We start from the raw sequence: 19224 nt of genomic DNA, 5'->3' as shown, positions 1-19224 counted from the left end.
GGCAATGGAATTCGCTTTTTATATCTGTGGCCTGATCGCCATCCTGGCTACGCTGCGAGTGATTACGCACACCAACCCGGTGCATGCGCTGCTCTATTTAATCATTTCGCTGCTGGCTATTTCCGGGGTGTTCTTTGCGCTGGGCGCACACTTTGCGGGTGCGCTTGAAATCATCGTTTACGCCGGGGCCATCATGGTTCTGTTCGTCTTCGTGGTGATGATGCTGAACCTGGGCGGCTCAGAAATCGAACAGGAACGTCAGTGGCTGAAGCCGCAGGTGTGGATTGGTCCGGCGATTCTGTCGGCCATCATGCTGGCGGTGATCGTTTACGCCATTCTGGGTGTGAACGATCAGGGTATCGACGGTACGCCAATCAGCGCCAAAGCGGTGGGTATCACCCTGTTTGGGCCATACGTACTGGCGGTTGAACTGGCCTCGATGCTGCTGCTGGCAGGCCTGGTCGTGGCATTCCACGTCGGTCGCGAAGAGCGTGCCGGCGAGGTGCTGAGCAACCGCAAGGACGACAGCGCGAAAAGAAAAACGGAGGAACGCGCATGATCCCTTTACAACACGGACTGATCCTCGCAGCGATTTTATTCGTGCTGGGCTTAACCGGTCTGGTTATCCGCCGCAATCTGCTGTTTATGCTGATTGGCCTGGAGATCATGATCAACGCTGCCGCGCTGGCCTTTGTGGTCGCCGGTAGCTACTGGGGCCAGACCGATGGTCAGGTGATGTACATTCTCGCCATCAGCCTTGCGGCTGCCGAAGCGAGTATTGGCCTGGCGCTGTTACTGCAGCTCCACCGTCGCCGCCAGAACCTGAACATCGATTCAGTAAGTGAGTTGCGTGGATGAACATGCTTGCCTTAACCATTATTTTTCCGCTGATCGGCTTCCTGCTGCTGGCGTTTTCTCGCGGCCGCTGGTCTGAGAATCTGTCTGCCACCGTCGGCATGGGCTCTATCGGTCTTGCTGCGCTGGTTACGGCGTATGCGGGTATCGACTTCTTCAGTAACGGACGTCAGGCTTACAGCGTGCCGCTGTGGACCTGGATGTCGGTCGGTGATTTCAACATCGGTTTCAACCTGGTGCTGGATGGTCTTTCCCTGACCATGCTCTCCGTGGTTACCGGTGTGGGCTTCCTGATCCACATGTTCGCCTCCTGGTATATGCGCGGTGAAGAGGGTTACTCCCGCTTCTTCGCCTACACCAACCTGTTTATCGCCAGCATGGTGGTTCTGGTGCTGGCCGATAACCTGCTGCTGATGTATCTGGGCTGGGAAGGCGTGGGTCTCTGTTCTTACCTGCTGATCGGTTTCTACTACACCGATCCGAAGAATGGCGCAGCGGCCATGAAAGCGTTCGTCGTGACCCGTGTGGGTGACGTCTTCCTCGCCTTCGCGCTGTTCATTCTCTACAACGAACTGGGCACGCTGAACTTCCGCGAAATGGTGGAACTGGCGCCGGCGCACTTCGAAGCAGGCAACAACATGCTGTGGTGGGCAACCCTGATGCTGCTGGGTGGTGCTGTGGGTAAATCCGCGCAGCTGCCGTTGCAGACCTGGCTTGCCGACGCGATGGCGGGTCCAACCCCTGTCTCCGCGCTGATCCACGCCGCGACCATGGTGACCGCCGGTGTTTACCTGATTGCGCGTACCCACGGTCTGTTCCTGATGACTCCGGAAATCCTGCACCTGGTCGGTATTGTCGGTGCGGTGACGCTGGTGCTGGCAGGCTTTGCCGCACTGGTGCAAACCGACATCAAACGCGTTCTCGCTTACTCCACCATGAGCCAGATTGGCTACATGTTCCTGGCGCTGGGCGTACAGGCGTGGGACGCGGCGATTTTCCATCTGATGACGCACGCGTTCTTTAAAGCGCTGCTGTTCCTCTCGTCCGGTTCGGTGATCCTCGCCTGCCATCACGAGCAGAACATCTTCAAGATGGGCGGTCTGCGCAAATCCATTCCGCTGGTTTACGTCTGCTTCCTGGTCGGCGGCGCGGCGCTGGCGGCACTGCCGCTGATTACCGCTGGCTTCTTCAGTAAGGACGAAATCCTTGCGGGCGCCATGGCGAATGGTCATATCAATCTGATGGTTGCGGGTCTGGTCGGTGCATTCATGACCTCCCTGTATACCTTCCGTATGATTTTCATCGTCTTCCACGGTAAAGAACAAATTCACGCTCACGCAGGGAAGGGGATCACCCACCACCTGCCGCTGATTGTGCTGCTGGTACTCTCCACCTTCGTTGGCGCGATGATTGTGCCACCGCTGCAGGGCGTACTGCCGGACACCACCGAGCTTGAGCACGGTCGCGTTCTGACGCTTGAAATCACCTCCGGTGTGGTCGCGATTGCGGGCATCCTGATTGCTGCATGGCTGTGGCTGGGCAAACGTACGCTGGTGACTGCTGTTGCCAACAGTGCGCCAGGCCGTCTGCTGGGCACATGGTGGTACAACGCGTGGGGCTTCGACTGGCTGTACGACATGATCTTCGTGAAACCCTTCCTCGGTATTGCGTGGCTGATTAAACGCGATCCGCTGAACTCACTGATGAACACCCCGGCGATCCTCTCCCGCTTTGCAGGTAAAGGTCTGCTGTTCAGCGAGAACGGGTACCTGCGCTGGTACGTGGCCTCCATGAGCATTGGTGCGGTTGTGGTGCTGGCGCTGCTGATGGTGTTGCGTTGATCGTCGTTAAGTGAATTTTATTCGAATTCGTTGAAAATCAGGCCCCTGCTGGGGGCCTTAAAAAGGAATGCAAATCGCCATGTTACTACCCTGGCTAATATTAATTCCCTTTATCGGTGGGTTCCTGTGCTGGCAGACCGAACGCTTTGGCGTGAAGATGCCGCGCTGGATTGCGCTGATCACCATGGGATTGACGCTTGCGCTTGGCCTGCAACTCTGGTTGCAGGGCGGCTACTCTCTGACCCAGTCCGCTGGGATCCCACAGTGGCAGTCTGAATTCATTCTGCCGTGGATCCCGCGTTTCGGTATTACCATTCACCTGGCGATTGACGGTCTGTCGCTGCTGATGGTGGTGCTGACCGGTCTGCTCGGCGTTCTGGCGGTACTGTGCTCCTGGCGAGAAATCGAAAAATACCAGGGCTTCTTCCACCTGAACCTGATGTGGATCCTGGGCGGCGTGATCGGCGTGTTCCTTGCCATCGACATGTTCCTGTTCTTCTTCTTCTGGGAGATGATGCTGGTGCCGATGTACTTCCTGATCGCGCTGTGGGGCCATAAGGCGTCCGACGGTAAAACGCGTATCACGGCGGCAACCAAGTTCTTCATCTACACCCAGGCGAGTGGTCTGGTGATGTTGATTGCCATCCTGGCGCTGGTATTCGTGCACTATAACGCGACCGGTGTCTGGACCTTCAACTATCAGGACCTGCTGAAGACGCCGATGTCCCACGGTGTTGAATACCTGCTGATGCTGGGCTTCTTCATTGCCTTTGCGGTGAAAATGCCAGTGGTTCCACTGCACGGCTGGCTGCCGGATGCGCACTCCCAGGCACCAACGGCGGGTTCCGTTGACCTGGCGGGGATCCTGCTGAAAACCGCGGCCTACGGCCTGCTGCGTTTCGCACTGCCGCTGTTCCCGAATGCCTCCGCAGAGTTCGCGCCAATTGCCATGTGGCTGGGTGTGATCGGTATCTTCTACGGTGCATGGATGGCCTTCACGCAGTACGACATCAAACGTCTGATTGCTTACACCTCCGTTTCCCACATGGGCTTCGTGCTGATTGCGATCTACACCGGCAGCCAGCTGGCGTACCAGGGCGCGGTGATCCAGATGATTGCCCACGGTCTGTCCGCAGCCGGTCTCTTCATCCTGTGTGGCCAGCTGTATGAACGTCTGCACACCCGTGACATGCGTCAGATGGGGGGTCTGTGGGGCAAAATGAAATGGCTGCCAGCGATGTCGATGTTCTTCGCGGTTGCTACCCTGGGGATGCCGGGCACCGGTAACTTCGTTGGCGAATTCATGATCCTGTTCGGCAGCTTCAAAGTGGTTCCGATGATTACCGTCATCTCCACCTTTGGTCTGGTGTTCGCTTCCGTGTACTCGCTGGCGATGCTGCACCGCGCCTACTTCGGTAAAGCGAAGAGCGAAATCGCTGCCAAAGAGCTGCCGGGGATGTCGCTGCGCGAGCTGTTCATCATCCTGCTGCTGGTCGTACTGCTGGTGCTGCTGGGCTTCTATCCGCAGCCGATTCTGGATACCTCGCACTCCGCGATGGGTAACATCCAGCAGTGGTTTGTTAATTCTGCTTCTACTACAAGGCCGTAAATCGCCATGACAATAACTCCACAACAACTGATTGCGCTGCTACCGCTGCTGATCGTCGGATTGACGGTGGTGGTTGTGATGCTCTCCATTGCGTGGCGACGCAATCACTTCCTGAATGCCACGCTGGCGGTTCTGGGTCTGAACGCTGCGTTAGTCTCCCTCTGGTTTGTTGGCCAGGCGGGTGCGATGGATGTCACTCCGCTGATGCGCGTTGATGGCTTCGCCATGCTGTACACCGGGCTGGTGCTGTTAGCCAGCCTGGCGACCTGTACCTTTGCTTACCCGTGGCTGGAAGGCTACAACGACAACAGAGAAGAGTTTTACCTGCTGGTTCTGATTGCTGCCCTCGGCGGTATTCTGCTGGCGAATGCTAACCATCTGGCGGCGCTGTTCCTCGGCATTGAGCTGATCTCTCTGCCGCTGTTCGGCCTGATTGGTTATGCCTTCCGTCAGAAGCGCTCTCTGGAAGCGAGTATCAAGTATACGATCCTGTCTGCTGCTGCTTCGTCTTTCCTGCTGTTTGGTATTGCGCTGATTTACGCTCAGTCCGGTAACCTCTCCTTCATGGCGCTCGGCAAGAGCCTCGGCGACGGCATGCTGCATGAGCCGTTGCTGCTGGCGGGTCTGGGCATGATGATTGTTGGCCTCGGCTTTAAACTCTCTCTGGTGCCGTTCCATCTGTGGACGCCAGACGTTTACCAGGGTGCTCCGGCGCCGGTATCCACCTTCCTGGCGACGGCGAGCAAAATCGCTATCTTCGGCGTGGTGATGCGTCTGTTCCTGTACGCACCGGTAGGCGAGAGCGAAGCGGTGCGCGTGGTGCTGGGTATTATTGCCTTCGTCTCCATCATCTTCGGTAACCTGATGGCGCTGAGCCAGACCAACATCAAGCGTCTGCTCGGTTACTCCTCCATCTCGCACCTGGGCTATCTGCTGGTAGCGCTGATTGCGCTGCAGAGCGGCTCCATGTCGATGGAAACCGTGGGTGTCTACCTGGCCGGTTACCTGTTCAGCAGCCTCGGCGCGTTCGGCGTGGTGAGCCTGATGTCCAGCCCGTACCGTGGCCCGGATGCAGATTCCCTGTTCTCCTACCGTGGTCTGTTCTGGCACCGTCCGATCCTGTCTGCGGTCATGACCGTGATGATGCTGTCGCTGGCGGGTATCCCGATGACGCTCGGCTTTATCGGTAAGTTCTACGTGCTGGCTGTCGGTGTGCAGGCCGGTCTGTGGTGGCTGACGGCGGGTGTCGTTATCGGCTCCGCGATTGGTCTCTACTACTACCTGCGCGTTGCCGTGAGCCTGTACCTGAGCGCGCCTCAGCAGCTCAACCGCGATGCGCCAGGCAACTGGCAATACAGCGCTGGTGGTATTGTGGTGCTGATCTCGGCCCTGCTGGTACTGATCTTCGGTATCTATCCGCAGCCGCTGATCACCATCGTGCAGCACGCGATGCCGCTGATGTAAAAACAAAAAACCCGCTTCGGCGGGTTTTTTTATTGCCCAGCGGCGCTGCGCTTGCAGGGCCTACGGGTATTGTAGGCCGGGTAAGCGCAGCGCCACCCGGCAAAAGAGCGCCAATCAGGCCAACTGCTTACGGCTAATCAACGGCCCATCAATCTTCTTCGTTGCCCGATCCAGTACCTCTTCAATCACCGATGACAGCTCGTTCAGCTCAAACTTCGCCACGTAGCCATCGGCTTTAACCTTGCGGATATGATCTTCGTTGGCGTTGCCGGAAAGGGAAGAGTGGATTACTACCGGAATGTCCTTCAGGATGGCGTCGGTTTTGATCTTGCGCGTCAGGGTAAAGCCGTCCATCTCCGGCATCTCAAGGTCGGTCAGCACCAGCGCAATCTTATCGGTGATCGGCACGCCTTCCGCCTGGGCCTGGGCCGACAGGACGTTAATCTTCTCCCACGCCTCTTTGCCGGTGATGTGCATCAGCGCCGGGATCTGCATTGCCTGCAGCCCTTTCTCCAGCATCGAGCGCGCCACTTTGGAGTCTTCCGCCACAATCGCCACGGCACCCGGCTTGATATTGAATTTGGTGGTCTTCAGGTCGGTAGCATGCAGGTCGTGGTTGGCCGGGGTGATGTCATACAGGATCTGCTCAACGTCCAGTACCATCGCCAGATCGTTGGTATCGGTCTTTTCGTCCAGGCAGGCAATGCTGGTGATATAGCGTCCGCTGACGGCGGTTTCTGCCGCGTGCACCTGTTTCCAGTCCAGTCGCATAATGTTTTCGACCGACTCCACGGCAAAGGCCTGCACGCTACGGGCATACTCGGTGATCAGCAGAATATTCAGCCCCGTCGTCGGCTTGCAGCCTGCGACGGCTGCGAGGTCGATAACCGGGATCACCTGGTCACGAATATTGACCATACCCATCAGGGGTGATTTCATCCCCGCCGGTTTGGTGAAGGCTGGCATGGGCACAATCTCGCGAAGCTTAAAGACGTTGATGCCGAACAGCTCAGATTTATTTTCATTCAAAGATGTGCCGAGACGAAACAGCAGCAGCTCAAAACGGTTCGACAGGGTCAGATTTGCCCTGTCATCAATGTCTTTCTGGAAGTTATCCATTTTTGCCCCTAAGTGAAAAATACCTGCATGGTAGGGTTATCGGCAGAGTCGGGGAAAAATAGAGCGTTAAACGCGCACCGTAGCAAAATCTTCTGCCAGCTGGCTGTTGGCAAATAGGGCGCGGCACTCGGCCAGCAGCATGGCGCAGCCTTCGGCGTCATAGCGGGAGCTGACGTGGGTGATGAGCAGCCTTTTTACCTGCGCATCGCAGGCAAGCCTGGCCGCCTGACGCGTTGAGCTGTGGCCGCGGCTGTTGGCTTTCTCCTCCATCGCCGCCTCAAGCGTGGCCTCATGCACCAGCAGATCGACGCCCTGAGCCAGCGCGAGGCCGCTTTCGCAGGGGGCGGTATCCCCGAAGATGGCCAGCTTCTTACCGGGGCGGGGCGGGGAGAGATAGTCTGCGCCATCGATTATCCGGCCATCGTCCAGGGTGACGCGCTCCCCGCGCTTGAGCTGCTGGAACAGCGGGCCGAAGGGAACCCCGGCGGCAACAAGCGCTGCGCCATCCAGAGCGCCGGGCTTATCCTGCTCCTCCACGCGATAGCCGTAACACTCTACCGGGTGATTCATCGCCGCTGCGGTCACGGTCCAGGCGTCATCGCTGAACACCACCCCGGCGCTAATCTCGACAATCTCGAGGGGGTAATCGGTCCAGGAGCCGCTGATCCGCAGGCTGGTTTCAACAAACTCACGAATGCCGGGCGGGCCGTAAATGGTCAGCGGGTGGATGTTGCCCGCCATCGAGCGGCTGCACAGCAGGCCCGGCAGGCCAAAAAGGTGATCGCCATGCAGGTGGGTAATGAAGATTTTATCCAGCTTGCCGGGATGGCTGGTGGTGCGCAGCAGCTGATGCTGCGTGCCTTCGCCGCAGTCAAACATCCACAAACCGCCGCGGGTCGGGTGCTGTAAATCCAGCAGAATTGAGGTGACGTTGCGCGTACGGGTGGGCACGCCAGCGGATGTTCCTAAAAAAAGCAGCTCCATAATGCACTCAGCCTCTGTGCCGGGGACGAAAAGTCATTAGTATAACGGCTACCGACACGATAAGGAGACCCCAATGATCCAGTGGCAAGATCTGCACCATAGCGAGCTGACCGTTCCCGCGCTTTACGCGTTACTCCAGCTACGCTGCGACGTCTTTGTCGCCGAACAAACCTGTCCCTATCAGGACATCGACGGCGAGGATCTGGTGGGGGAAAACCGGCACATCCTCGGCTGGAAAGATAGTCAGCTGGTGGCGTATGCGAGGATTCTGAAAAGCGACGACGATTTTTCCCCCGTTGTGATTGGCCGGGTGATTGTCAGCAGCCAGGCGCGTGGCGAAAAACTTGGATACGCCCTGATGGAGCAGACGCTGCGTTCCTGCGAAAAACAGTGGCCTGACAAGGCGTTATACCTGGGTGCGCAGGCGCATTTGCAGGCATTTTATGCCCATTTTGGCTTTGTTCCGGTGACCGACATCTACGATGAAGATGGCATCCCGCATATCGGCATGGCGAAAGAGATACAACAAGCGTAGCAGGCAGAATCGGCAGGTATTGTCTATAGTTAGCGAACTGATGCAACCACAAGGAGAAAACTATGTCCTTCCAATCTTCGGAAACGCATGTTGATGACGATCTGACGCTGTTAAGTGAAACGCTGGAAGAGGTCCTCCGTTCTTCAGGCGATCCGGCCGATCAAAAGTACATTGAGCTGAAGGCGCGTGCCGAACAGGCACTGCACGACGTGAAAACACGCGTCAGCCAGGCGTCGGACACTTACTATTATCGGGCTAAAAAAGCGGTCTATCGTGCAGACGATTATGTCCGTGAAAAACCCTGGCAGGGTATTGGGGTAGGTGCCGCCGCCGGTCTGGTGCTCGGTATTCTTCTCGCCCGCCGTTAACGCTACACACGCACGCTTCTCCCTGCCAAATAGGGGGTACTGCTTTTTCAGGCAACTACCCCGTATAATGTGAGGTTTTTGAGCTGGGAGAAGTTCGCGTGCACTCGATTTCCACCGCGCTGGCAGGCCTTTGCCACCAGTTAGCCGCCGATTTTCCTGATGCACCCGGTCTGCATCATCTCGATGTCTCCTTTGCGCTCAACGATGCGTTTGACCCGCTCGCCTGGCTGAATGCCCAGCATTTTTTCCCCCATTTCTACTGGCAACAGCGTAACGGCGACGAAGAGTACGCCGCGCTGGGAGCGACCCAACACTTCTCCTCTCTCTCTGCCGCCCGTCATTTTTTACAGGGTTATCCGCAGTTCCCTGACCTTCGGGTCGTGGGCATTAATGCGTTCGAGCCTGTGCAGGGCGACCTGTTCCTGCCGCGTCTGCTGTGGCAACGCAACGGCGGAACCGCGACGCTGCGGCTGGTTCTCTGCAGCGCCACCTCGCTGAAAAACGATGCCCGGCGCGCGCGCGAATTTATTGGCGCCCTTAAAGAGAGCCAGCCTGTTGACGCTGTTGTCCAGACGGTGACGAGCGAAACCCAGCGGCCGGAGAAATCCGGCTGGCTGGCGTTAGTCCGCCGCGCAACCGACGCTATTGCTCAGGGGGACTTTGACAAAGTGGTGCTGGCCCGGGCAACGGACCTGCACTTCAGCCTGCCGGTCAATCCTGCCGCCCTGATGGCCGCCAGCCGTCGGGTGAACTTCCAGTGCTACCACTTTTTGATGCGCCTTGATGCCACTCATGCCTTTCTCGGTTCGTCGCCGGAACGGCTGTGGCGGCGGCGCGGAACCCTGCTGCGCACCGAAGCGCTGGCCGGTACGGTCGCCAGCCATTCGGATGAGGTGCAGGCCGCTCACCTGGGCGACTGGCTGATGAATGACGATAAGAACCAGCGTGAAAATATGCTGGTGGTCGAGGACATCTGTCAGCGCCTGCAGCGCGAGGGTGGGGTGCTTGACGTCCTGCCGCCGCAGGTCGTGCGCTTGCGCAAGGTCCAGCATTTACGCCGCTGCATCTGGACCACGCTGCAACAGCCGGACGATGAACAGTGCCTGACGCTGCTCCAGCCCACCGCGGCGGTCGCCGGTCTGCCGCGTCAGGCGGCACGGGAGTTTATCGCCCGCAATGAACCCTTTGATCGGGAGTGGTATGCCGGTTCCGCCGGCTATCTGTCATTAGCGCAAAGCGAGTTTTGCGTGGCGTTGCGCTCGGCCAGGGTGCAGGAGACCTGCGTGCGCCTGTACGCCGGGGCGGGGATCGTCAGCGGTTCCGATCCCGAGCAGGAGTGGCAGGAGATTGAAAATAAAGCCGCCGGGCTGCGCTCTCTGCTCCTAAAGGATTAATACTGAGTCGTACATACCCGATTCATATCAAAATTACATCTTTTCCTATTATTTATACTAAGTCGCAATATTGATACCGGACAATTCCATGTCAGTGAGTTCTTTTAACCGGCGCTGGGCGGCGGTGATCCTTGAAGCCCTGACCCGCCATGGCGTCAGGCACATTTGCATCGCACCCGGCTCGCGTTCGACGCCGCTGACCCTGGCCGCTGCGGAAAACCGCGCCTTTATTCATCACACCCATTTTGATGAGCGCGGTCTCGGGCATCTGGCGCTGGGGCTGGCCAAAGCCAGTAACGCCCCGGTGGCGGTGATTGTCACCTCCGGTACCGCGGTGGCGAACCTCTATCCGGCGCTGATTGAAGCCGGGCTGACCGGCGAAAAACTGGTGCTGCTGACGGCGGATCGTCCCCCGGAGCTGATCGACTGTGGTGCAAACCAGGCCATTCGCCAGCCGGGGCTCTTTGCCTCTCATCCCACGGAAACGCTGTCATTGCCGCGTCCGACCCGGGATATTCCCGCCCGCTGGCTGGTCTCGACGGTGGATAACGCGCTGGGCGCGCTGCGTGCGGGCGCGCTGCACATCAACTGTCCTTTTGCCGAGCCGCTGTATGGCGAAATGGATGATACCGATCTTGACTGGCAGCAGGCGCTGGGCGACTGGTGGCAGAGCGATAAACCCTGGCTGAGCGCTTCCGCAGAGCTTTCAAGCCCCAAACAGCGCGACTGGTTCTTCTGGCGGCAAAAACGCGGGGTGGTGCTCGCGGGCAGAATGAGCGCTGCGGAAGGGAAAAAGGTGGCGGAGTGGGCGCAAACCCTGGGCTGGCCGCTGATTGGCGACGTGCTCTCCCAGACCGGGCAGCCGCTGCCGTGCGCCGATCTGTGGCTGGGCAATGCGAAAGCCGTTACCGAACTGGAGCAGGCGCAGATTGTGGTCCAGCTGGGCGGCAGCCTGACGGGTAAACGACTGCTGCAATGGCAAACCACCTGCACACCAGAAGAGTACTGGCTGGTGGATCCGCGGGAAGGACGGCTTGATCCGGCGCACCATCGCGGTCGCCGACTGGTCTCGAACGTGGCCGACTGGCTGGAACTCCATCCGGCGGAAAAACGCGCCCCCTGGGCCGCGGCGATCCCGGAACTCTCCCGTCAGGCCTGGGAGCTGACGGCGCAGCACAGTAAAGAATTTGGCGAGGCGCAGCTGGCGCACCGTATTCGTCACTATCTCCCCGAGCAGGGGCAGCTGTTTGTCGGCAACAGTCTGGTGGTACGTCTGATTGATGCCTTTTCCCGCCTGCCGGCAGGTTATCCGGTGTTCAGTAATCGCGGCGCCAGCGGCATTGACGGGCTGATCTCCACCGCTGCCGGGGTCCAGCGCGCCAACGCCCGCCCAACGCTGGCGATCGTTGGCGATCTCTCGGCGCTGTACGATCTCAACGCGCTGGCGCTGTTACGCCAGGCCTCTGCACCCTTTGTCCTGCTGGTGATCAACAATAACGGCGGACAGATTTTCTCCCTGCTGCCGACGCCCCAGAGTGAGCGTGAACGCTTCTATCTGATGCCGCAAAACGTGCAGTTTGAGCATGCGGCGGCGATGTTCAGCCTCCGCTATCAGCGCCCGACCAACTGGACGGAGCTGGAGAGCGCTCTGAATACGGCGTGGAGCAAACCCCGCGCAACGCTTATCGAAGTAGTGGTTAACGACAGCGACGGGGCGCAGATGCTGCAGAACCTGCTGGCGCAGGTAAGCCACCTGTGATCCTGCAGGGGACGCACTGCGCCGGCTCGGCAGGAAAACCCTGGCTGGTGTTCCTGCACGGCTTTTCCGGCGATCGCCGCGAATGGCAGCTGCCCGGAGAAGGGCTGGGCGATTTTCCCCGGCTGTATCTCGATCTGCCGGGACACGGCGACTCGGCGCATATTGCGGGGCGTGATTTCAGGGACGTAAGCGGTTTGCTGAATCGCACCCTTTTTAGTTACAACATACTAAAATACTGGCTGATAGGGTACTCCCTCGGCGGCCGCATTGCGATGTATCACGCCTGCCAGCGCCCGGAAGGGCTGCAGGGGCTGATCGTTGAGGGGGCGCATCCAGGGCTGCGTGATGATCATGAACGCGCAAGCCGCCGTGCCTCCGATGCCCACTGGGCCGCACGTTTTCGCCATGAGCCCTTAGAGGCGGTGTTTGCCGACTGGTATCAACAGCCGGTATTTGCTTCGTTAACCGAAGCGCAGCGGCAGGCGCTGGTTGCCCTGCGCAGCCGCAATAACGGCGCAACGCTGGCCGCAATGTTGCAGGCGACGTCCCTGGCCGAACAACCCGATTTACGGGCTGCGCTCGCTGAGTGCGTGGTCCCTTTTTTCTATCTGTATGGCGAGCGGGATGACAAGTTCAGGGCGATTGCCCGGGAACTTCCCGCGATCGGCCATCAAATACCCCAAGCCGGACATAACGCCCATCGGGAAAACCCCGGTGCGGTGGCTGAGCGTCTGGCTCAGATACTCCGTCAATCCATAAAGGACACTCTATGATCTACCCTGATGAAAACATGCTCTACGCACCGGTGGAATGGCAGGACTGCTCCGAAGGCTACACCGACATTCGTTACCATAAATCGGCGGACGGGATCGCCAAAATCACCATTAACCGTCCCGAGGTGCGTAACGCGTTTCGTCCGGTTACCGTCAAGGAGATGATCAATGCCCTGGCGGATGCGCGTTATGACGATAATATCGGCGTGATTGTCCTGACCGGGGAGGGTGAAAAAGCCTTCTGCGCCGGTGGCGATCAGAAAGTGCGCGGCGACTACGGCGGATACCAGGACGACTCTGGCGTACACCACCTGAACGTGCTCGACTTCCAGCGCCAGGTCCGCACCTGTCCGAAACCGGTAGTGGCGATGGTTGCCGGTTACTCCATCGGCGGGGGCCACGTACTGCACATGATGTGCGACCTGACGATTGCCGCAGAGAACGCCATTTTCGGCCAGACCGGCCCGAAAGTGGGCTCCTTCGACGGCGGCTGGGGTGCGTCCTACATGGCCCGCATCGTCGGTCAGAAAAAAGCGCGTGAGATCTGGTTCCTGTGCCGTCAGTACAACGCCCAGGAAGCGCTGGACATGGGCCTGGTTAACACCGTGGTGCCAATTGCCGATCTGGAGAAAGAGACCGTGCGCTGGTGCCGTGAAATGCTGCAAAACAGCCCGATGGCGCTGCGCTGCCTGAAGGCGGCCCTGAACGCCGACTGTGATGGGCAGGCGGGGCTGCAGGAGCTGGCGGGTAACGCCACCATGCTGTTCTACATGACCGAAGAGGGTCAGGAAGGACGTAACGCCTTTAACGAGAAGCGCCAGCCGGACTTCAGTAAATACAAACGGAATCCGTAATGCGCGGCGTACAGATCTACCGCTGGCAGGTACCGATGGACGCGGGTGTGGTACTGCGCGAACGGCGGTTAAAAACCCGCGAGGGTCTGTTCGTGCATCTGCAGCAGGGCGATCGGCACGGGTGGGGAGAAGTTTCCCCCCTGCCGGGCTTCAGCCGCGAATCGCTGGAGGAGGCTGAAGCCTCGCTGCGGGCGTGGAGCATCGCCTGGGGTGAAGGGGCAGCGCCTCTGTTGCCCGGCCTGCCTGCGGTGGATTTTGGCATCAGCTGTGCGCTGGCGGAGCTCGACGGCTCCCTGCCGGAAGAGGCCGACTATCGCGCGGCCCCGCTCTGTACCGGGGATCCTGACGAACTCTTTGCCGTACTGGCCGCCATGCCGGGCGAAAAAGTGGCGAAGATTAAGGTTGGTCTCTATGAAGCGGTGCGCGACGGCATGGTGGCGAATCTGCTGCTGGAGGCCATCCCGGATTTGCGTCTGCGCCTCGATGCTAACCGAGCCTGGACTCCGCTGAAAGCGCAGCAGTTTGCGAAGTACGTTAACCCGGCCTACCGGGATCGTATTGCCTTTCTGGAAGAACCCTGTAAAACGCGCGCGGACTCGCTGGCGTTTGCCCGGGAGACGGGGATTGCCATCGCCTGGGATGAAAGCCTGCGCGAGGACGATTTCGAATGGATTGCCGAGCCGGGCGTTCGGGCGGTGGTGATCAAACCCACGCTCACCGGCAGCATCGCGAAGGTGCGTGAGCAGGTGACGGCGGCCCACGCCCTCGGGCTGACGGCGGTGATCAGCTCGTCGATTGAGTCGAGCCTCGGTCTGACCCAGCTGGCGCGCATTGCTGCTCAGCTCACGCCGGATACCGTTCCCGGCCTGGATACCCTGAACCTGATGCAGGCGCAATTGCTGCGGCCCTGGCCGGGCAACACCTTGCCGTGTCTGGAACGCGAGGCGCTGGAGCCGCTGCTATGATCTTTTCCGACTGGCCGTGGCGGCACTGGTGCGCGCTCAAAGCTGAACAACCGGCTCTGCGGCTTAACGGTGCATGCCTGACCTGGCGCGAACTCTGCCAGCGTACCGATGCCCTGGCGAGCGGCTTTGTGCAGCAGGGGGTAAGGGAAGGGGATGGGGTGATGCTGCAGGCGCATAATCATCCCGACACGCTGCTGGCGTGGCTGGCGCTGCTCCAGTGCGGGGCTCGGATCCTGCCGGTGAACCCACAACTGCCGCGTTCCGTACTGAAGATCATGCTCCCGCCTCTGACGCTGCGCTTTGCGCTGGTACTCAACGGCGATGGCGGTTATTCGGGCCTCTCAGCCCTGTCGCTGGAGCCGCTGCAGGGGAGTGCGGGCGGGGAGTGGCAGCCGGACCGGCTGGCGACCATGACCTTAACCTCGGGCTCGACGGGGCTGCCGAAAGCGGCCGTGCACACCTGTGCCGCCCACCTTGCAAGCGCCGAAGGCGTGCTGGCCCTTCTGCCCTATGCCGGAGAAGACGACTGGCTGCTCTCGCTGCCGCTGTTTCATGTCTCCGGGCAAGGGATCCTGTGGCGCTGGTTGCTGGCAGGTGCCCGCCTGACCGTCTGCGAAAAACAGCCCCTGGAACAGATGCTCCAGGGGTGCACCCACGCCTCGCTGGTGCCGACCCAGCTCTGGCGGCTGCTTAACGGCGGAGACGAGGTGGCGTTAAAAGCGGTGCTGCTGGGCGGCGCGGCGATCCCCGGAGAGTTAACCCTGCGGGCTGCCAGCCGGGGCATTCGCAGCTGGTGCGGGTATGGCCTGACGGAGTTCGCCTCCACGGTCTGCGCCAAAGAGGCGGATGGCCTGGCGGATGTCGGCTATCCGCTGCCGGGCCGGGAAGTGAAGCTGGTGGAGGGTGAAGTGTGGTTAAAGGCTGCCAGCATGGCCAGCGGCTACTGGCGTGACGGTCAGCTTGTCACCGTCGCCAACGCGCAGGGCTGGTTCGCCACCCGCGATCGCGGTGAGATTGTTGACGGACGCCTGACGATCCTTGGTCGCATGGATAACCTGTTTTTCAGCGGCGGAGAAGGGATCCAGCCCGAGGAACTGGAGCGAGTGATCGGCACTCATCCTCAGGTCAGCCAGGTGTATGTGGTTCCCCTCGATGATGTCGAGTTTGGTCAGCGTCCGGTGGCGGTCGTCGAGTGCGAAGCGGAGGCAGATATCGCGCAGCTGCCGTACTGGGTCGCTGATAAGCTGGCGCGCTTTCAGCAGCCAGTGCACTGGCTGGTCCTTCCCGCTGAACTCAAAAATGGCGGGATTAAGATCTCCCGACGCGCCCTGCAACAGTGGGTTCATCAGTCGCTAAGAGGGTGATTTGCGAGCCTGCTCGGGAAAGAAACTCAACAAGCTTACCTGCAGCACGCGCTGTGCTATTTTCCGGCGAAAGGAACTGACGCAAGGGAAAATATGCACAGCCCATCAACACCCACACCGCATGACGCGGTGTTTCGTCATATTCTGTCGCAGGCAGAGACGGCGCGTGATTTTTTAGCGATTCACCTACCTGAAAAATTACGCGCACTCTGTGATTTGTCGTCGTTGCGGCTGGAGTCTGGCAGCTTTGTCGAAGAGGATCTTCGTCTCAGCTACGCCGATCTCCTCTGGTCCGTGAAAACCGCTTCCGGCGCCGGGTATATTTATGTGCTGATCGAGCATCAAAGCTCCCCGGATCGGCACATGGCCTTTCGCCTGATGCGCTATGCGATTGCCGCCATGCAGCGGCATCTCGACAAAGGGCACCGGGAGCTACCGCTGGTGATCCCAATGCTGTTTTATCATGGCCGGATCTCGCCTTACCCATGGTCGCTGCGCTGGCTTGATGGCTTTCAGGTGCCTGAACAGGCGGAATCGCTCTACACCGGGGCCTTTCCCCTGATTGACATCACCTGTCTACCCGACGAAAGCATCATGCAACACCGGCGGATTGCGATGCTGGAACTGCTGCAAAAGCATGTCCGGCAGCGGGACATGCTGGAACTCCATGAGCAACTGGTCAGGCTCCTGGCGCTGGGATACACTGGCAACGCCCAGCTTAAAACGTTGCTCAACTATCTTCTTCAGGCCGGCCATACCGCCGATCCTGCAGCGTTTTTGCAGGCATTAGCACACAGGACGAAGGATCATCAGCATAAGGAGACGTTAATGAATATTGCGCAATTTCTCCGGGAAGAGGGCATGGCTCAGGGATTAAGTCAGGGGTTAAGTCAGGGCAGAGCGGAAGGCATTGAACAGGAGGCGCTTCGCATCGCGAAGGCTATGCTGGAAAAGGGCCTGCCGCCCGAGACCGTCACCCAACTGACCGGGCTGGCACCCGAGATTGTCGAGCAGGCCAGACATTAGTCATGCAATAAAAAACGGGAGCCTGAGCTCCCGTTCTGTTTTTACTTCTCTTCGGCTAAGCGCATCAGTGCCGCCTGGACACCCGCTCCGTAGTCAGGATGAACCTCACTGAACAGGGCAATCTGGCGTGCCTGAATAAACGCCGGTACATCCTGCATATCCCCGGCGATACGTTCAAACATTCGCTGGTGCTCTTCCGGGCTCAGCAGTTCAAACAGCTTGCGCGGCTGGCTGAAATAGTCGGCATCTTCACGATGGTTCCAGTGGTCTGCGGCACCCTCAAGCGACAATGGCGGCTCGCTAAAGTCCGGCTGTTCCTGGAACACGCCAAAGCTGTTTGGCTCATAGGTGGCGCCGTTGCCGCTGTTGCCATCCACGCGCATCGCGCCGTCGCGATGGTAGTTATGGAACGGGCAGCGCGGGGCGTTCACCGGGATCTGGTGATGGTTTACCCCTAAACGGTAGCGGTGGGCATCGCCGTAGGAGAAGAGGCGCCCCTGCAGCATGCGATCCGGCGAGAAGCCAATCCCCGGGACCACGTTAGCAGGCGACATCGCCACCTGCTCAACTTCCGCAAAGTAGTTATCCGGGTTACGGTTCAGCTCCAGCACACCCACCTCCATCAGCGGATAGTCGCCGTGCGGCCAGACTTTGGTCAAATCGAACGGATTGTAAGGCACCTTCGCGGCATCGCTTTCCGGCATGATCTGCACGTAAAACGTCCAGCGCGGGAAGTTGCCTTTTTCAATAGAGGTAAACAGATCCCGCTGTGAGCTCTCGCGATCTTCTGCAACCAGGCGTTTGGCTTCATCGTCCTGCAGGTTAGCAATACCCTGCTGGGACTTGAGGTGGAATTTCACCCAGAAGCGTTCGTTGTTGTGGTTAATAAAGCTGAACGCATGGCTGCCAAAGCCGTGCATGGTGCGATAGGAGCACGGCAGGCCGCGATCGCTGAAGTCAATGGTCAGCTGGTGCAGCGTTTCCGGCAGTTGAGAGAAGAAATCCCATTTGTAAGTCGGGTTACGCAGGTTGGTACGCGGATCGCGTTTCACCACGTGGTTAAGATCCGGGAACTTCAGCGGATCGCGCAGATAGAAAATAGGGGTATTATTGCCGACCAGATCCCAGTTACCTTCCTCGGTGTAAAACTTGATGGAGAAGCCGCGGATATCACGTTCCGCATCGGCGGCGCCGCGTTCACCGGCCACGGTGGAGAAGCGTACAAAGAGATCGGTTTTTTTACCGACAGCGGAGAACAGCTTCGCACGGGTAAAGGCGGTGATGTCCCGGGTAACGGTAAAGGTGCCGTAGGCGCCTGAGCCTTTGGCATGCATACGACGTTCCGGGATCACCTCTCTGTCGAAATGCGCCAGTTTTTCCAGGAACCAGACATCCTGCAGCAGCATCGGTCCGCGTGGGCCCGCGGTGGCAACATTATTGTTGTGAACAACGGGGCAGCCGGATGCGGTGGTTAAACCTTTCTTGCTCATATTTTCTCCCTGATGTGTGAGTATTAGTCGGTAAATTTCCGTTTTGAGCAAAAGTTAATCTAAAGAAATGCGTCAGGGCAGGTATTGATCGGACGCAAGGTAACCGGGCGTAACCTGTTTCTCAGGATTTAACATTGTTAAATCCTGTAAGTATCAACTCGTTACAAACTTATTTTTTTATTATCTCACCACAGCGTTGATCGCAGGGCGACTCACGTTAAAATCACGCGTTTTTGGAAGTTATCTAAATAATTGTGCGGGATCACGACAATGAAAAAAGTGGCATTACTGGGCCTCGGCGGCCTGATGTTCGTTTCTGCGGCAGCGAACGCAATTTCCATCAGCGGCCAGGCCGGTGAGGACTACACCAACGTTGGCGTCGGTTTTGGCACCGAAACGTCGGGTCTGGCCGCGAGCGGCAACTGGACCAATAACGACGATGAGGGTGACGTGGCCAGCATCGGTCTGGGTCTGAACGTGCCTCTCGGTCCGTTCCTTGCCACCGTGGGCGGTAAAGGCATCTACACCAACCCGAAAGACAGCGATGAAGGCTATGCGGCAGCGGTAGGCGGTGGTCTGCAGTGGAAAATTGGCAACAGCTTTGGTCTGTTTGGCGAGTACTACTACTCTCCGGACTCCCTTTCCAGCGGTATCGATAGCTACGAAGAGGCCAACGCGGGTGCGCGCTGGACCATCATGCGTCCTGTCACCATTGAAGCGGGCTACCGTTACCTTAACCTGGCGGGCAAAGACGGCAACCGCGACAACGCCGTCGCTGATGGCCCGTACGTGGGCGTAAGCGCAGGCTTCTGATCTCCCGGCGC

Annotated in this window: 18 protein-coding genes; 15 read left to right on the top strand and 3 right to left on the bottom strand. The window is 59.0% G+C overall.

Features of this window, described 5'->3' with window-relative positions; genetic code table 11:
- Positions 1 to 4: 4 nt before the first annotated feature.
- From nuoJ to nuoN, 5 genes are all read left to right on the top strand, one after another.
- On the top strand, positions 5 to 559 hold the full coding sequence (nuoJ, locus tag GNG27_RS16155; protein WP_106996022.1) for an NADH-quinone oxidoreductase subunit J: 555 nt from the start codon (positions 5 to 7) through the stop codon (positions 557 to 559).
- Positions 556 to 858 carry an NADH-quinone oxidoreductase subunit NuoK gene (nuoK, locus tag GNG27_RS16150; protein WP_032612773.1) on the top strand — a complete coding sequence of 101 codons (303 nt, stop codon included), beginning with the start codon at positions 556 to 558 and terminating at the stop codon, positions 856 to 858. The genes nuoJ and nuoK overlap by 4 nt, the downstream gene beginning before the upstream one ends.
- On the top strand, positions 855 to 2696 hold the full coding sequence (gene nuoL, locus GNG27_RS16145) for an NADH-quinone oxidoreductase subunit L (protein ID WP_156264288.1): 1842 nt from the start codon (positions 855 to 857) through the stop codon (positions 2694 to 2696). Before nuoK ends, nuoL begins: the two co-directional genes overlap by 4 nt.
- A gap of 79 nt (positions 2697 to 2775) precedes the next feature.
- Positions 2776 to 4305 (top strand): NADH-quinone oxidoreductase subunit M, encoded by a 1530-nt coding sequence (gene nuoM / locus GNG27_RS16140; protein ID WP_032612768.1) that lies wholly within the window; start codon positions 2776 to 2778, stop codon positions 4303 to 4305.
- A 6-nt stretch (positions 4306 to 4311) separates the two neighbouring features.
- The gene (gene nuoN, locus GNG27_RS16135) at positions 4312 to 5769 is read left to right on the top strand and encodes an NADH-quinone oxidoreductase subunit NuoN (RefSeq protein ID WP_106996019.1); all 1458 of its coding nucleotides are present in this window, start codon (positions 4312 to 4314) and stop codon (positions 5767 to 5769) included.
- 114 nt (positions 5770 to 5883) lie between these two features.
- Here the strand turns inward: nuoN and GNG27_RS16130 are convergent, their stop codons facing one another.
- The gene (locus GNG27_RS16130; protein WP_156264287.1) at positions 5884 to 6888 is read right to left on the bottom strand and encodes a chemotaxis protein; all 1005 of its coding nucleotides are present in this window, start codon (positions 6886 to 6888) and stop codon (positions 5884 to 5886) included.
- Between the two features lie 66 nt (positions 6889 to 6954).
- Positions 6955 to 7872 (bottom strand): ribonuclease Z, encoded by a 918-nt coding sequence (gene rnz, locus GNG27_RS16125; RefSeq protein WP_156264286.1) that lies wholly within the window; start codon positions 7870 to 7872, stop codon positions 6955 to 6957.
- A 73-nt stretch (positions 7873 to 7945) separates the two neighbouring features.
- On the opposite strand from rnz, the gene GNG27_RS16120 reads away from it, so the two are divergent.
- The 9 genes from GNG27_RS16120 to GNG27_RS16080 all read left to right on the top strand — a co-directional run bounded on the left by GNG27_RS16120 (position 7946) and on the right by GNG27_RS16080 (position 16910).
- A complete protein-coding gene (locus GNG27_RS16120; protein ID WP_156264285.1) occupies positions 7946 to 8407 on the top strand; it encodes a GNAT family N-acetyltransferase in 462 nt (153 codons plus the stop codon).
- Positions 8408 to 8469: 62 nt separating this feature from the next.
- A complete protein-coding gene (gene elaB / locus GNG27_RS16115; RefSeq protein ID WP_142486542.1) occupies positions 8470 to 8775 on the top strand; it encodes a stress response protein ElaB in 306 nt (101 codons plus the stop codon).
- A gap of 98 nt (positions 8776 to 8873) precedes the next feature.
- Positions 8874 to 10169: an isochorismate synthase MenF gene (gene menF / locus GNG27_RS16110; protein ID WP_156264284.1), complete on the top strand. Its 1296-nt coding sequence runs from the start codon at positions 8874 to 8876 to the stop codon at positions 10167 to 10169.
- A gap of 88 nt (positions 10170 to 10257) precedes the next feature.
- Positions 10258 to 11928 carry a 2-succinyl-5-enolpyruvyl-6-hydroxy-3-cyclohexene-1-carboxylic-acid synthase gene (menD, locus tag GNG27_RS16105; RefSeq protein WP_156264283.1) on the top strand — a complete coding sequence of 557 codons (1671 nt, stop codon included), beginning with the start codon at positions 10258 to 10260 and terminating at the stop codon, positions 11926 to 11928.
- Positions 11925 to 12701, top strand: coding sequence for a 2-succinyl-6-hydroxy-2,4-cyclohexadiene-1-carboxylate synthase (menH, locus tag GNG27_RS16100; protein WP_156264282.1), 777 nt, complete (start codon positions 11925 to 11927; stop codon positions 12699 to 12701). Before menD ends, menH begins: the two co-directional genes overlap by 4 nt.
- Positions 12698 to 13555, top strand: a complete 858-nt coding sequence (gene menB, locus GNG27_RS16095; RefSeq protein ID WP_156264281.1) for a 1,4-dihydroxy-2-naphthoyl-CoA synthase — start codon at positions 12698 to 12700, stop codon at positions 13553 to 13555. The genes menH and menB overlap by 4 nt, the downstream gene beginning before the upstream one ends.
- Positions 13555 to 14520 carry an o-succinylbenzoate synthase gene (gene menC / locus GNG27_RS16090; protein WP_156264280.1) on the top strand — a complete coding sequence of 322 codons (966 nt, stop codon included), beginning with the start codon at positions 13555 to 13557 and terminating at the stop codon, positions 14518 to 14520. The genes menB and menC overlap by 1 nt, the downstream gene beginning before the upstream one ends.
- The gene (menE, locus tag GNG27_RS16085; RefSeq protein WP_156264279.1) at positions 14517 to 15884 is read left to right on the top strand and encodes an o-succinylbenzoate--CoA ligase; all 1368 of its coding nucleotides are present in this window, start codon (positions 14517 to 14519) and stop codon (positions 15882 to 15884) included. Before menC ends, menE begins: the two co-directional genes overlap by 4 nt.
- Positions 15885 to 15977: 93 nt before the next feature.
- Positions 15978 to 16910: an Rpn family recombination-promoting nuclease/putative transposase gene (locus tag GNG27_RS16080; protein ID WP_156264278.1), complete on the top strand. Its 933-nt coding sequence runs from the start codon at positions 15978 to 15980 to the stop codon at positions 16908 to 16910.
- Positions 16911 to 16951: 41 nt separating this feature from the next.
- Here the strand turns inward: GNG27_RS16080 and GNG27_RS16075 are convergent, their stop codons facing one another.
- Entirely contained in the window at positions 16952 to 18400 is a 1449-nt protein-coding gene (locus GNG27_RS16075; RefSeq protein ID WP_142486534.1) for a catalase, read from the bottom strand.
- A gap of 270 nt (positions 18401 to 18670) precedes the next feature.
- Between GNG27_RS16075 and GNG27_RS16070 the strand changes: the two genes are divergently transcribed.
- Entirely contained in the window at positions 18671 to 19213 is a 543-nt protein-coding gene (locus GNG27_RS16070; RefSeq protein WP_142486533.1) for a YfaZ family outer membrane protein, read from the top strand.
- The last annotated feature ends 11 nt before the right edge of the window (positions 19214 to 19224 follow it).

This window comes from Leclercia sp. 119287, assembly GCF_009734485.1.
In the GTDB taxonomy this organism is placed as follows: domain Bacteria; phylum Pseudomonadota; class Gammaproteobacteria; order Enterobacterales; family Enterobacteriaceae; genus Enterobacter; species Enterobacter adecarboxylatus_C.
This window is presented reverse-complemented; position numbering and strand designations above follow the sequence as displayed.

Excerpts from the sequence above, each read along its gene's own strand:
- nuoL (WP_156264288.1), top strand. The coding sequence starts at position 855 with ATGAACATGCTTGCCTTAACCATTATTTTTCCGCTGATCGGCTTCCTG.
- nuoN (WP_106996019.1), top strand. The coding sequence starts at position 4,312 with ATGACAATAACTCCACAACAACTGATTGCGCTGCTACCGCTGCTGATC.
- menB (WP_156264281.1), top strand. The coding sequence starts at position 12,698 with ATGATCTACCCTGATGAAAACATGCTCTACGCACCGGTGGAATGGCAG.
- GNG27_RS16070 (WP_142486533.1), top strand. The coding sequence starts at position 18,671 with ATGAAAAAAGTGGCATTACTGGGCCTCGGCGGCCTGATGTTCGTTTCT.
- GNG27_RS16120 (WP_156264285.1), top strand. The coding sequence starts at position 7,946 with ATGATCCAGTGGCAAGATCTGCACCATAGCGAGCTGACCGTTCCCGCG.
- nuoK (WP_032612773.1), top strand. The coding sequence starts at position 556 with ATGATCCCTTTACAACACGGACTGATCCTCGCAGCGATTTTATTCGTG.
- GNG27_RS16075 (WP_142486534.1), bottom strand. The coding sequence starts at position 18,400 with ATGAGCAAGAAAGGTTTAACCACCGCATCCGGCTGCCCCGTTGTTCAC.
- elaB (WP_142486542.1), top strand. The coding sequence starts at position 8,470 with ATGTCCTTCCAATCTTCGGAAACGCATGTTGATGACGATCTGACGCTG.
- menC (WP_156264280.1), top strand. The coding sequence starts at position 13,555 with ATGCGCGGCGTACAGATCTACCGCTGGCAGGTACCGATGGACGCGGGT.
- nuoJ (WP_106996022.1), top strand. The coding sequence starts at position 5 with ATGGAATTCGCTTTTTATATCTGTGGCCTGATCGCCATCCTGGCTACG.
- nuoM (WP_032612768.1), top strand. The coding sequence starts at position 2,776 with ATGTTACTACCCTGGCTAATATTAATTCCCTTTATCGGTGGGTTCCTG.
- rnz (WP_156264286.1), bottom strand. The coding sequence starts at position 7,872 with ATGGAGCTGCTTTTTTTAGGAACATCCGCTGGCGTGCCCACCCGTACG.
- GNG27_RS16080 (WP_156264278.1), top strand. The coding sequence starts at position 15,978 with ATGCACAGCCCATCAACACCCACACCGCATGACGCGGTGTTTCGTCAT.
- menD (WP_156264283.1), top strand. The coding sequence starts at position 10,258 with ATGTCAGTGAGTTCTTTTAACCGGCGCTGGGCGGCGGTGATCCTTGAA.
- GNG27_RS16130 (WP_156264287.1), bottom strand. The coding sequence starts at position 6,888 with ATGGATAACTTCCAGAAAGACATTGATGACAGGGCAAATCTGACCCTG.
- menE (WP_156264279.1), top strand. The coding sequence starts at position 14,517 with ATGATCTTTTCCGACTGGCCGTGGCGGCACTGGTGCGCGCTCAAAGCT.